Genomic DNA, 12293 nt, shown 5'->3' on the forward strand with positions numbered 1-12293 from the left:
TGATCCGGAAAAGTGTGCAGCGGTTTTCCGGAAAGATCATGCTCAGACAAACAAAGGCCGGCGCGGCGCGCTACTTCGCGCCGCGTCCCACGGTCTGCATCACCTCGAAGCCCTCGAACTGGGGATGGCCGAGATAGAGCGGCTTGTTGTCGCCTGCCTTGTGGTGCGCAGCGCGAAACGCTTCGGACTTGGTCCAGGCCTCGAACGCGGCATGGTTCGCCCACACGGTGTGCGAGGCATAGAGCGTGTGGTCCTCGAGCTCGGGTCCGCGCAGCAGATGGAATTCGACGAAGCCCGGCACCTTGTCCAGATGCGTATCGCGGCCGAGCCAGACCTGCTCGAAAGCGGCCTCGGAGCCCTTGGCGACACGGAAGCGGTTCATGGCGATGTACATGGGGATGGTTCTCCTGATGCTGCACCATTATCTCGTCATTCCGGGATGCGCCGCAAGGCGCAGGCCCGGAATGACGGCGCGTGGGGTTAGGCGACCAATCCCTTCATCGGCCGTACTCCCGCACTATCCGGGAACACCGTCTCGGCCAGCACGCGATCGGATAGACCGAACTGGCCCTGCAGCACGCCCTTGATCACGGAGCGCAGATCGGTGGTCGGCTTGAGATCGCGAGCTTCATACAAGTTCGCGAGCTTGAGGCCCGGCCATTCGGAGATCACGCGTCCGCCTTTCACGGCGCCGCCGGCGAGCAGCGCGATCGTGCCGGTGCCGTGATCGGTGCCATCGGTGCCATTGATGCGCGCGGTGCGGCCGAACTCCGTGGCGACGACGACGACGGTGTCGCGCCAGCGCTCCCCCAAACCGCTTTGGAATTCGGCGAGCGCGCCATCGAGCCCGCCGAGCAGGAAGGCGAGACGCCCCACGGGGCCGCCTTCATTGGCATGGGTGTCCCAGCCATCGAAGGCGAGCGCGGCGATGCGCGGGCCATCGTCCGCCGCCATCAGCTTGGCCGCGCCGCGCGCGACCTGGCGCATCTGCGCCACCGCATTGCCGGGTTTCGGTTTCATGTCGTCTCCGCTCGCGGCCTTGTCGAGCTGAAGGCCTTGCGACAAGGCCATCGCCAGCGCGGGATCGCGATGACGGTAGAGATCGACGAGGCGCATCGCGGTGTCGTCATCCGCCTGCGGCAGCGCCACCGGGGCCCAGCCGACGGTCGGCGCGTTGCCGCGCAGCACCAACGGCGTGGTGGGCCCGACCGCAAGAGCGCTCGATACGCGCTCGCCGCGCGGCAGCGCTTCCAGCGCGCGGTTGAGCCAGCCGGACTGCACGCGGCCGGGACCGGCATAGCCGCTTTCGAGCACGTCCTGGCCGTCGAAATGCGAGCGGTCGCGATAAGGCGTCGCCACGGCATGGATCACCGCGGCATGCTGGTCGCGATACATGCGCGCAAATTCCGGCATCGCCGGATGCAGCGCGAAGAAGGAATCCAGCATGATCGCGGGATGCGCGCCGTCAGAAGTGAGCGCGATCGAGCCGTGCAGGCCGGCATAATCGGGGTCGCCGATCGGCGCGACGGTCGCAAGACCGTCGAGCGCGCCGCGCAGGATCACCACGATCAGCCGGGGATCGTGCCCATCGGCCGCGCGCGCGAATTTCGGCAAATAAGCCCAGGCCGCGAACGAGGCGCCGCCGAGCAGGAGACTGCGGCGCGAGGTGAGGAGCCGGTTCTCGGTGCAGTCCATCGTCACCTCCTCTGCATTTCCGGCGACATCAAGAGCAGCGCCAGCGCCTGCTGGCGCGACTCCGCGCGCTCGATGGTCCGGCGCGTCTCGATGGAGGCCGCATCCGCCGCTGCGAATTCCAGCAGATCCAGCGGATCGATGTTGGGCCCGAGCCGTGCGCCCATCTGCGCGGCGATATCGAGCCTGAGCTTCATGCCCTCAGGCGCGGCCCATGCGGCGCTGGTATCGGGGAAACCATTGGGGCCGGCCGGCGACCACAGCGGCTGTCCCAGCAGGTTGAGATTGTTCAGATAGGCGCCTGGATCCTCCGGCACGCGCGCGAGCAGCCGGCCGCTCGCGACCAGGAAATCATAGGGCGAGCGCAACTTGGTCAGCGGCGCCTTCCACGCCTCGTCGGAATCAACCAGCGCCGTGGCAAGCGCCTTGAGGTCGCCGTCGGTCTTGACGAAGATTTCGCGCAACCGCGCCACCAATCCCGGCGGCGGATCGTCGGCGACGAAATGGCGGACGAACTTGGTGGCGATGAAATTCGCGGTCGACGGATGGCTCGCGATGTCAGCGAGCGCGGCTTCGCCTTGCGCAAGGCCCGTCGCCTCGTAGCTCTTGCCGAGCAACATCTGCGCGCCGGGCTGGTGCGCATTGGTGTTGAACACGAAGGAGCCGGGTGTGCCGAGCTGCCCCTGCCTTCCGGCAAAGGTCCAGCCGGTGATGATCCGCGCGAGCGAGGTGACGTCCTCCTGCGTGTAGCCGCCACCGACGCCGAGCGTGTGCAGCTCCATGATCTCGCGCGCGAGATTTTCGTTCAGGCCGCGCTTGCGGTTCTGGCCTGCGCGCGAATCCGGGCCGAGCGATTGCTGGTTGTCGAGGAAGAACAGCATCGCCGGATGCTGCTCGACCGCTTTCAGCATGTCGGCGAAGCGCCCGAGCACATGCGGCCTGATCGCCTCGCGCTCGAACGCGCCGGCCCAGATCCGCGCCAGCTCACCCTTGGTCGCGGAAATGCAGAAATGGTTGGACCAGAACGCGACGAGACGCTCGGTGAAGCCGCAGGTGGCCAGCGTCGCGCGCTGCAGGCGCGCCAGCGCTTCGCTGCGGAAGGTCTTCTGGATGACGTTGAGCGGCTGCGGGGCCGGCTTGGCCGCCGGCGGTGCAGCCGCATTGGGCTGCATCGCGTCCGGCTTTGCCGCATTGTCCGCCGGCTTGGCTTCCGTCATCTGGCCGGCGACTTCCGTTGCTGCCGCATTCAGCGAGAGATTGCGGCGGAGCCCGGGCTTCGGTTCACTCGGCGCAGGCGGCTGCGTCTCGGCGGGCGCGGCGGCCTTCGCCGCTTCGCGCGCCTGCCTGACCTGATCCTGATAGGCGAAGACGGCCTGCCCGAGTTGCTGGGTCGATTGCAGACCGGGCGCCTCCAGCAACACCCCACTCGCACGGACCAGCTCTGCCTTCACGAAACCGCGAGGATCGGAGGCTGCGTTGATGAGATCGCCCGAGGCGCCGCCGCGGGCGCCGAAGCCAAAACGGTTGAGCGCGACGAGCGCGGCTTGCGAATCGCGGGCCATCGATTTGTCCTTCGCGTGTCGGGAGCCGCTTTCGGAGTCCGCGCGCGACGCCTAATATACCGCAGCGACCGATGAACCCGACATGAAAATCACGGCGAAGCTTCGACGTAAATCATGACAAATCCGAAAGAATCCGCATCACCGGAACCGCGCCGCCTCGCCTGCGCGCGCTGCGGTACTGAGTTCGGCTGCGACCTCTCGGGCACCTGCTGGTGCGCGGAGGAAACCGCGAAGCTGCCGATGCCGGTCGAGGGCGAAGACTGCCTGTGCCGGGAGTGCTTGCGCAAGGCGGCGGAGGCGGCAGTATCGTAGGGTGGGCAAAGCGCAGCGTGCCCACCATTTTCATTTGCCTGGGCACGGCGCTATGCGCCTTTGCCTGCCCTACAAGATCCGCCCGGCGAAACTTACACCTCATGCCCCGGCGATTTCCGCGCCATGCCGTCGAATGCATCGAGCAGCTTTTCGCGCCAAGCATATACCGGATCGTCCGTCTCGAGCAGCTTGAACGGGCTCACCACGCGCGCCCACTGGAAGCCGCCGAACACCACGTAGTCGGCGTAGTTCGGCGCGGCGCCGCCGATGAAGGGCTGCTTCTTCAACGTCTGGCGCATCACCTCGAGCGACTTGCGGAAGGCGACCACGCCGGTGTCGCGACTTGCCATGACCGCTTCCAGGCTCTTGCCGCCGAAGCGCGCCTCGCGCGACTTGCGGAAATAGGCGGCATCGATCTCGGCGAGATTTTTCGGGATGTCGGCAACGATCAGCGGAAAGATGCCGCCGACCACGGCGATGTCGCCGAAGGCGTTGATCATGCGCGCCATGGCGCAGCCGCCCTCGCCGCCGAACAGCGACGGACGGTCCGGGAAATTGTCCTCGAGATAGGTCGCGATCGTCCAGGAGTCGACGACCGGTCTGTCATCGTGCAGCAGCACCGGAACCTTCTCCGACCCGTGCGGCGAAAGCGCGCCCTTCTCGGTGAAGCGCCAGGGCAGCGATTCCGCCGCGAGGCCCTTGTGCGCCAGCGCCATCCGCGTGCGCCAGCAATACGGGCTGAAGGGACGCGAGGCGTCGGTGCCGACGAGTTCGTAGAGTTTGAGTGACAAAGGCGCCTCCACTGGCTCCGTCATTGCGAGGAGCCCTTTGCGACGAAGCAATCCAGCCTGCCGCGCGGCGACATTCTGGATTGCTTCGCTGACGCTCGCAATGACGATGTGGCGAGAGTTAGCGCCCGTTGTTTCGCAGCAATTTCTCGCCGCCCTCGGTGACCGCGATCACCAGCCCGAGACCGGGCAGCGTCTCGCGCGCGACGTAGCCGCGCTCAGTGGCATCTTCCCAGATGGTGAGGCGCGGGCACGAGGTCTTCCAGGTCGCGATCACTTCGGCATAGGCGCGCGGCTCGCGCGCGACCCATTCGACGAAGTCCAGCACCAGGGGATCGGCAGTCTCGTTCATTGCAAACCTCCCTTGTCGAAGGCGGCCAGCACTGGCGTGCGAACCATGAGCCAGCCGCCATAGGCGATGTAGTAGCAGGCAATCGTGGTGATCAGCTTGTTCGACCAGGCCAAGAATTGCTGGTCGGTCATGGCTTCGAGGATGCGCCGCGCCAGCGTGGTGCCGAGCATCGAGGCAAGGATGGCGACGCCGGCGAGCACGGGATCGAGGCTCGCCGCCTGGTCGATGATGCCGCCGAAATAGATCAGCTTGGTGAAATGGCTGACGAGCTGGCACATCGCCTTGGTCGCGACCTTCTCGCGCCGGCCGAAATCGCCGCCGAGGAAGAAGGTGTCGAGCAGTGGCCCCGACACGCCGGTCATCAGCATCAAGCCCATGCAGATCGTGCCATAAACGGTGCCCTGCCAGAGGCGGTCCGGATCCGGCTTGATGTTGGCGGGCAACAGCCGTGCCATGAACGGTGTAACGCCGAGCAGCAGCAGCGCCATCGGCTTATCAGGCACGTAGCGGGTGAGCGACCAGGCCGCCAGCGCGACAGCAGCGCCGACCATATAGTTCGCGACCGGCCGCCAGCGGATATGCGCGCGCCACAGAAATGCGCGCCAGCCGTTCGAGGCCATCTGCGTGATCGCATGCAGCACCATCGCGGTCGGCAGCGGCATCAGCGCCAGCAGCACGCCGATCAGGATCAGCCCGCCCGCCATGCCGAACAGCCCCGACAGGAACGCGGTGGCGACCATCAGCAATCCGAGGGCAGCGATCATGATGGGCGTCACGTGGGGAATCTCCGGTGGTGGCTCATCGTAAGGGACGCAGACTGCTTCACTCCCTCGCCCCGTTCTTACGGGGAGAGGGTGGGGTGAGGGGCCGCTTCCGCAATCACGGTGGTAGATGGACTCGCGGAGACTCCCCCTCACCCGCCGCGCTTTGCGCGTCGGCCTCTCCCCGCGCGCGGGGAGAGGCGAGGAGAACGTGCCTCGCTTGCTCCTTCCGCGCAAACTGAGTTATCTTGGCCTGGCATCAGCTTTCCTGAGGGTTGGGCCTTTGCGGCGTCTGCTGTTTCTCAACGGCATCAAGGCATTCGAGGCGGCGGCGCGGACCGGCAGCTTTGCTGCGGCCGGGCTCGAGCTGAGCGTGTCGGCGGCCGCCGTCAGCCGCATGGTGCATCTCCTGGAAGAGCGGCTCGGCGTCGCGCTGTTCGAGCGCAAGGCCAATCGCCTGGTGCTGACGCAGCCCGGCCGCGCCTATCAAGGCGGCCTGACGCCGATCTTCGATGCGCTGGCTAGCCTCACCGCGCAGGTGACGGCGCCGGCAAGCGTCCGCGTGCTCACGATCGGCGTCGGCCACACCTTTGCGATGCGCTGGCTGATCCCGCGCCTGTCGGAGTTTCGCAGCGAAGAGCCCGACATCGAGGTGCGCTTTACCACCGGCGGCGCGTCGGTCCCGTTCGGCGAGGATTGGAGCTGCGGCATCAAGCTCGGCACCGGCGACTGGCCTGGCCTGGTCGCCGAGCCCCTGTTCGCCGGCGATCTCACGCCCGTCTGCGTGCCCCGTCTTGCGAGCGGCCTGAAGCGGCCGGCCGACCTGAAGGGACCGAGCCTGATCCGCGTCGAACATTCGCCGGAGGACTGGCCGATCTGGCTGAAAGCCGCGAACCTCACCCGCATCAATCCGCGCGGGCCGGAGTTCCAATTTTACGGCCAGGCACTGCAGGCCGCCGCCGACGGGCTCGGCATCGCCATGGGTATCCGCCCCTATATCGACGACGACCTTGCCGCCGGCCGGCTGGTCGCCCCGTTCGACCTCTCGGTGCCCAAGGGCATGCGCTGGTACCTGCTCTATCGCAGCTTTCAAACCGAGCATCGCGACTTTGCCGCGTTCCGCCGCTGGATCATGCGCGCGGCCTCGGAACCCGCCGCCCGCCCCGTCAAGCGGACGGGCCGTGTCGCCGCGCGGAACTGACGCCGGAGGCAAAAAAGCCTGCCGCTTGTGAACGACTTCACATTCCGGAATCCGCAAACGTGGTCCCCTGACCCTCCGAAAAGAAACGTGGGACCGACAAGAATGACGACCCTTTACGACGGCTTTGACATTGAATCCTTCGAGGCTGGCAAAGGCCTCTGGCACGCCCGCATCCGCCGCGCCGATCTCAGCCCCGTCGCCATCGACGGCGTGCTGTTTCCGGCGATGGAAGTCGGCTTCGCCTGGCCCGATCAGAACGCCGCGATCGCCGACGCCAAGCACCACATCGACCGCTTCCGCCGCCGGGCCGACAGCGACGACGAATAAGCGATCCGGACGGCAAGCGAACCAGGGGCAGCGCAGCGTCAAAGGGGGAACCGGGTCATGTCAGTCATCGAAATCGAAGACACGCCGCGGCCGAGAATCTACGCCCGCAATGTGCTGTCCAACTGCCCGGAATGCCACGGCGATCTTTCGGTGCTCCGCGTGATCGGCGGCCGCGCGGGGTGCGAGTACTGGACCATGCGCTGCACCGATTGCGGCGGCATCCATCTCGACGTTCTCAAGCCATATCAGGCGGGTGACGACGACGGGCCGGCGGCGTGAGGCCGACCCCTGCTGCCAACCTGCTGTCAGCAGGCTGCATGAGGACGGTCATTCGCCCTTTATCGGGAGGCGGACTCATCCCATATTCGCCTCATGGCGAAGAAACCTGCATCCTCCGAAAAATCCGGCAAATCCCCCAAGACCAAGGCTCCGAACTCGAAGGCACATCGGCCTGATGTGCAGCCGATCGGGCCGGCGCTGGCCGAGCTGCTCAATCCCGCGATCAATCGTGGCGATGCCGGCCTTGGCTCGGGCACCGGGCTGCAGCCGCCGCCGGACAATTCGCGCGACCGCCGCTCCGGCGGCGAGGCTGCGGCGCATCGCGCGCGGGCCTCGACGCCGAAGGAGTTTCCGCAGGACAGTGCGCGGCCGATGCCGCTGCGGCCCAACCCGCAGCCGGCGGGCGCCCGGCAATCCAGCGAAATTGGCGGACTGGAAGAAGCGCCGCAGGCCAATTACGGAACCGCGGCCACGATCCCGACGCTCGATCCGGAACTGGCGCGGCAGCTCGGCCTGCCCACCGAGGAGGACGATGCCGAGGCGCTGGCGCGTCCGCCGCGCAGCAAGATGGAGGCGCTCGGCGTCAAGGCGACCGCGGATGCGCTGGAGGCGCTGATCCGCGAGGGCCGGCCGGAGTTCCGCAAGAACGACGGCTCAACCAAGGTGTGGACGCCGCACCGGCCGCCGCGGCCGGAAAAGTCCGAAGGCGGCGTGCGCTTCGAGATCAAATCGGAATACCAGCCCAAGGGCGACCAGCCGACCGCGATCGCCGAGCTGGTCGAAGGCGTCCAGCGCAACGACCGCACTCAAGTGCTGCTTGGCGTCACCGGCTCGGGCAAGACCTACACGATGGCGCAGGTGATCGAGAAGACGCAGCGCCCCGCGCTGATCCTGGCGCCGAACAAGACGCTCGCCGCCCAGCTCTATGGCGAGTTCAAGAACTTCTTCCCCGACAACGCCGTCGAGTATTTCGTCTCGTATTACGACTACTACCAGCCGGAAGCCTACGTCCCGCGTACCGACACCTATATCGAGAAGGACTCCTCGATCAACGAGCAGATCGACCGCATGCGCCACTCGGCGACGCGCGCGCTGCTCGAGCGGGACGACGTCATCATCGTCGCCTCGGTGTCGTGCATTTACGGTATCGGCTCGGTCGAGACCTACACCGCGATGACCTTCGCACTGAAGAAGGGCGAGCGCATCGACCAGCGCCAGCTCATCGCCGACCTCGTCGCGCTCCAGTACAAGCGCACCCAGGCCGATTTCACCCGCGGCACGTTTCGCGTGCGCGGCGACGTCATCGACATTTTCCCGGCGCACTATGAGGACCGCGCCTGGCGCGTGAATTTGTTCGGCGACACCATCGAGAACATCGAGGAGTTCGATCCGCTCACCGGCCACAAGCAGGACGAGCTCGAATTCATCAAGATGTACGCCAACTCGCACTATGTGACGCCGCGCCCGACGCTGGTGCAGGCGATCAAGTCGATCAAATCGGAGTTGAAGCAACGGCTCGACCAGTTGCACGACCAGGGGCGCCTGCTGGAAGCGCAGCGGCTGGAGCAGCGCACCACCTTCGACCTCGAGATGATGGAGGCGACGGGCAGCTGCGCCGGCATCGAGAACTACTCGCGCTATCTCACGGGACGCCGCCCCGGCGAGCCGCCGCCGACGCTGTTCGAATACGTGCCCGACAACGCGCTGATCTTCGCCGACGAGAGCCACGTCACCATCCCGCAAATCGGCGCCATGTTCCGCGGCGACTTCCGCCGCAAGGCGACGCTGGCCGAATACGGCTTCCGCCTGCCCTCCTGCATGGACAACCGACCCTTGCGCTTCGAGGAATGGGACATGATGCGGCCGCAGACGGTTGCGGTGTCGGCGACGCCGAGCGGCTGGGAGCTGAACGAGAGCGGCGGCGTGTTCGTCGAGCAGGTCATTCGTCCCACTGGCCTGATCGATCCTCCCGTCGATATTCGCCCCGCCCGCACCCAGGTCGACGATCTCGTCGGCGAGGTCCGCGCCACCGCGCAGGCCGGCTACCGCTCGTTGATCACGGTGCTGACCAAACGCATGGCCGAGGATCTCACCGAATATCTGCACGAGCAGGGCATTCGCGTCCGCTATATGCATTCGGATATCGACACCATCGAGCGCATCGAGATCATCCGCGATCTGCGCCTCGGTGCCTTCGACGCGCTGGTCGGCATCAACCTCTTGCGCGAAGGCCTCGACATTCCCGAATGCGCGCTGGTCGCGATCCTCGATGCCGACAAGGAAGGCTTTTTGCGCAGCGAGACCTCGCTGATCCAGACCATCGGCCGCGCTGCGCGCAACGTCGACGGCAAGGTGATCCTCTACGCCGACCAGATGACGGGATCGATGGAGCGCGCCATCGCCGAGACCAACCGCCGCCGCGAAAAGCAGGTCGAGTACAACACCGCCAACGGCATCACGCCGGAGAGCGTGAAGAAGCAGATCGGCGACATCCTCAACTCCGTCTACGAGCGCGACCACGTACTGATCGAGGTCGGCGGCCACGACATGACTGACGACGTCATCTCGATCGGCCACAACTTCGAAGCCGTGCTCGGCGATCTGGAAACGCGGATGCGCGAGGCCGCAGCCGATCTAAACTTCGAGGAAGCCGCGCGCCTGCGCGACGAAGTCAAGCGCCTGCGCGCCACCGAGCTCGCCGTGGTCGACGATCCCACCGCCAAGCAGCGCACCGTGCAGGGCAAGGCGGGCGCCTATGCCGGCAGCAAGAAGTACGGCGACGCCGCCAACCTGCCTGTCAGCGCCATGAAGAAGAAGACCGTTGGGTCCGCGCTGAAAGCCAGCGGCGGCGGTAGCGGCTCGAAGGTCCACAAGCCGCATCTCGACGAGATGCACGGCCCGGAATCGCTGCCCTACCGCGAAAACCAGACCCTGCCGTCAAAGCCGTTCGGAAGTACGAGCCGGATCATCCAGCCGACGGATTCAAGGCAATCCGGTCCGGAGTTCGGGCCGGCACCGAAGTCGACGGGGGGACAGCCGGGAAGACGGGGTGGGTGGAAGAAGAGGTAGGGACGCTCTCACTTCTCATTGCGGTTCGTGGTTATGGATTCTCAAATGCGCAATTGCGCATCATAGCTCGCCGCTCTGCGGCGCCCGGAATGACGCCGGAGAGATTTCTCCGCCCTCACCCCACACTCGCCGTCACCACCGCCATCACCGACAGCAGCAGCACGATCGTCACCAATTGCAGCGAGGCGACGGGCTGGGTGCGCCAGGCCGTGATCTTGTCGGACAGCGACAGATGGGCCTCGAAGAACTTTGGCTCGTAGACGGTCTTGAACATGTGCGGGAAGCTCGGGCCGAGGGTCACGGCGAGCATGGCGTGGGCGAGCGAAGCGATGGCGACGAAGATCGCGACGCCGGGGTCGCCGACGAGGTCGTGGTTGCCAACGAGCTTGAGCAGGAAGGCGGCGGCGGCGAAGGTCGGAAAGCTCTGCAGGACCGTGGTCAGCGCGAGGCCTTCGAGCGCGTTGTGCAGGCGGGACTTTCTGACGGTGGCGATGGCAGCCATGGCACGTCTCCCTGATGACTTGGGATGACGTTAGGCGCATCGGCAGCGGGGTGATGTGAGATGGATCACGCGTTGCTTCGCCTCTCCCCGCTTGCGGGGAGAGGCCGGAATCCAAGCTCAGCTTGGATTCCGGGTGAGGGGGAGTCTCCGCGAACTCGCTCTTAGCGTCCCCGGAGAGACTCCCCTCACCCCAACACTCTCCCCGCAAGCGGGGCGAGGGGGCGGACCGCCGACGCGGCAGCGGGTTTCCCTTTGCCGAACCGTCGGACGGTTAAAGCTTCCCCTGCCCGTTCACCTGGCCCTGCTGCTGCCGCTGCTTCTCCTGTTCCTTGGCGTGGTGCCTGCCGTAGAGGCAGCCGGCGGCGGCACCCAGGACCCCGTGATGACCGGCATAGTGGCCGGCAACGCCGCCGACGACGGCGCCCTTGATGCAACCCTTGGCGTGGGCGGTGGAGGTCGCGCCAAGCATGAGCAGTGCGGCGGTGACGGCGAGGAGCGATTTCATGATTGATGCTCCGAATGCGTATGTCGGCGCTCCAACGGGCACGGGCGCGCGGCGGTTCCATACGGCTGCGCCGTGATGACGCTTGCGCATTGTGCCATGCACGTTGCGCGTCATGCAGCTCGATGCCGCGCGAACTCGCGCAGCCTCGCCGCAATTCAACTCGCATTGCACGCCATGAACCTGGCATTGCGCTCGAGCGTCATATCGTCTGCAACATCCCTGTGATTTTGCGGATTGCCGGTGCAGGAGACCGCGCGTTAGCGTTGCAGGGCGCCACACGGCCAATGAGGACGGGCGGAATGACTGTCGAGAAGCTCAATCGCCAGCGCGTGCTGCATCTGCTCGACGCCTTCGCGCGCGGCGACATCGAGGCCGCGCTGGCGTGCTGCACCGATGACGTCGACTTCCTCACCCATGCGCCGATCGACGTGCTGCCGCACATGGTGCCGCGCCACGGCAAGGCCGAGCTGCGCGAGCTGTGGCAGACGGTCTGGTCGCGCTATTCGGAGATCCGCTACAAGGCACCGCACATCCTGGCCGAGGGCGAGGCGGTCGCGACCTACATGCAGGCCTATTTCAGGAAGCGCAGCAACGACCGCATCGTGCAGTTCGACATGGCCGTGTTCTACACCTTCCGCGGCGGGCTGGTGGCCGAGATCCGCGAGATCATCGATTCCTACGATCTGGTGCAGCAGGTGCTGGAGCGCGAGATCGGGCCGCTGATCACGGGTGCACGGGTGGACTGAGCCTGCTCCCTCCCCTGGAACCCGTGCGCAAGCCGCCAGGACCCGGAAGATTACGGGGTTTTATTGCAGATCTCACATATCGCCATCAATTGTGCATTGCGAAAACGTGAATTGCGTTTTGGCCGAAATCGGGTATTTTATTCGTATACAAATGAGTTGAGCCCCACCGCCTGACTGCGCTGGGGTCGTTTTCCGTT

The 12293-nt window shown here is 65.9% G+C and carries 14 protein-coding genes; 6 read left to right on the plus strand and 8 right to left on the minus strand.

All coding sequences use genetic code 11. The annotated features are described in order from the left end of the window. Positions 1-70: 70 nt before the first annotated feature. The 3 genes from hmuQ to BM190_RS12895 form a co-directional block, all read right to left on the minus strand. Positions 71-394, minus strand: a complete 324-nt coding sequence (gene hmuQ, locus BM190_RS12885) for a heme-degrading protein HmuQ (RefSeq protein WP_018318304.1) — start codon at positions 392-394, stop codon at positions 71-73. A gap of 86 nt (positions 395-480) precedes the next feature. Further along, the gene (locus tag BM190_RS12890; RefSeq protein WP_092255019.1) at positions 481-1695 is read right to left on the minus strand and encodes a DUF1501 domain-containing protein; all 1215 of its coding nucleotides are present in this window, start codon (positions 1693-1695) and stop codon (positions 481-483) included. Between the two features lie 2 nt (positions 1696-1697). Further along, a complete protein-coding gene (locus tag BM190_RS12895) occupies positions 1698-3254 on the minus strand; it encodes a DUF1800 domain-containing protein (protein ID WP_092255022.1) in 1557 nt (518 codons plus the stop codon). 114 nt (positions 3255-3368) lie between these two features. Between BM190_RS12895 and BM190_RS12900 the strand changes: the two genes are divergently transcribed. Continuing rightward, on the plus strand, positions 3369-3566 hold the full coding sequence (locus tag BM190_RS12900; RefSeq protein WP_092255026.1) for a cysteine-rich CWC family protein: 198 nt from the start codon (positions 3369-3371) through the stop codon (positions 3564-3566). 92 nt (positions 3567-3658) lie between these two features. Here the strand turns inward: BM190_RS12900 and BM190_RS12905 are convergent, their stop codons facing one another. From BM190_RS12905 to BM190_RS12915, 3 genes are all read right to left on the minus strand, one after another. Further along, on the minus strand, positions 3659-4357 hold the full coding sequence (locus BM190_RS12905) for a glutathione S-transferase family protein (RefSeq protein WP_177237056.1): 699 nt from the start codon (positions 4355-4357) through the stop codon (positions 3659-3661). A 118-nt stretch (positions 4358-4475) separates the two neighbouring features. Then, on the minus strand, positions 4476-4706 hold the full coding sequence (locus BM190_RS12910) for a hypothetical protein (RefSeq protein WP_092255032.1): 231 nt from the start codon (positions 4704-4706) through the stop codon (positions 4476-4478). After that, positions 4703-5482, minus strand: a complete 780-nt coding sequence (locus tag BM190_RS12915; protein WP_092255035.1) for a sulfite exporter TauE/SafE family protein — start codon at positions 5480-5482, stop codon at positions 4703-4705. The genes BM190_RS12910 and BM190_RS12915 overlap by 4 nt, the downstream gene beginning before the upstream one ends. 268 nt (positions 5483-5750) lie before the next feature. Between BM190_RS12915 and BM190_RS12920 the strand changes: the two genes are divergently transcribed. From BM190_RS12920 to uvrB, 4 genes are all read left to right on the plus strand, one after another. Beyond that, positions 5751-6668, plus strand: a complete 918-nt coding sequence (locus BM190_RS12920) for a LysR substrate-binding domain-containing protein (RefSeq protein WP_177237057.1) — start codon at positions 5751-5753, stop codon at positions 6666-6668. Positions 6669-6770: 102 nt separating this feature from the next. Beyond that, positions 6771-6995, plus strand: coding sequence for a hypothetical protein (locus tag BM190_RS12925; RefSeq protein ID WP_018318312.1), 225 nt, complete (start codon positions 6771-6773; stop codon positions 6993-6995). Between the two features lie 57 nt (positions 6996-7052). Beyond that, a complete protein-coding gene (locus tag BM190_RS12930; protein WP_018318313.1) occupies positions 7053-7274 on the plus strand; it encodes a hypothetical protein in 222 nt (73 codons plus the stop codon). Positions 7275-7367: 93 nt separating this feature from the next. Next, positions 7368-10343, plus strand: coding sequence for an excinuclease ABC subunit UvrB (gene uvrB / locus BM190_RS12935; RefSeq protein ID WP_092255043.1), 2976 nt, complete (start codon positions 7368-7370; stop codon positions 10341-10343). A gap of 115 nt (positions 10344-10458) precedes the next feature. Here uvrB and BM190_RS12940 read toward each other — a convergent pair whose 3' ends face one another. Together BM190_RS12940 and BM190_RS12945 are read right to left on the minus strand one after the other, a co-directional pair. After that, complete coding sequence (locus BM190_RS12940; protein WP_092255046.1) at positions 10459-10845, minus strand: hypothetical protein; 387 nt, start codon at positions 10843-10845, stop codon at positions 10459-10461. 271 nt (positions 10846-11116) lie between these two features. Beyond that, positions 11117-11350, minus strand: a complete 234-nt coding sequence (locus BM190_RS12945; protein ID WP_092255049.1) for a hypothetical protein — start codon at positions 11348-11350, stop codon at positions 11117-11119. Between the two features lie 299 nt (positions 11351-11649). Between BM190_RS12945 and BM190_RS12950 the strand changes: the two genes are divergently transcribed. Then, positions 11650-12096: a nuclear transport factor 2 family protein gene (locus tag BM190_RS12950; RefSeq protein WP_026202000.1), complete on the plus strand. Its 447-nt coding sequence runs from the start codon at positions 11650-11652 to the stop codon at positions 12094-12096. Positions 12097-12293: the final 197 nt, after the last annotated feature.

The organism is Bradyrhizobium sp. Rc3b (assembly GCF_900114915.1).
Lineage (GTDB): Bacteria > Pseudomonadota > Alphaproteobacteria > Rhizobiales > Xanthobacteraceae > Bradyrhizobium.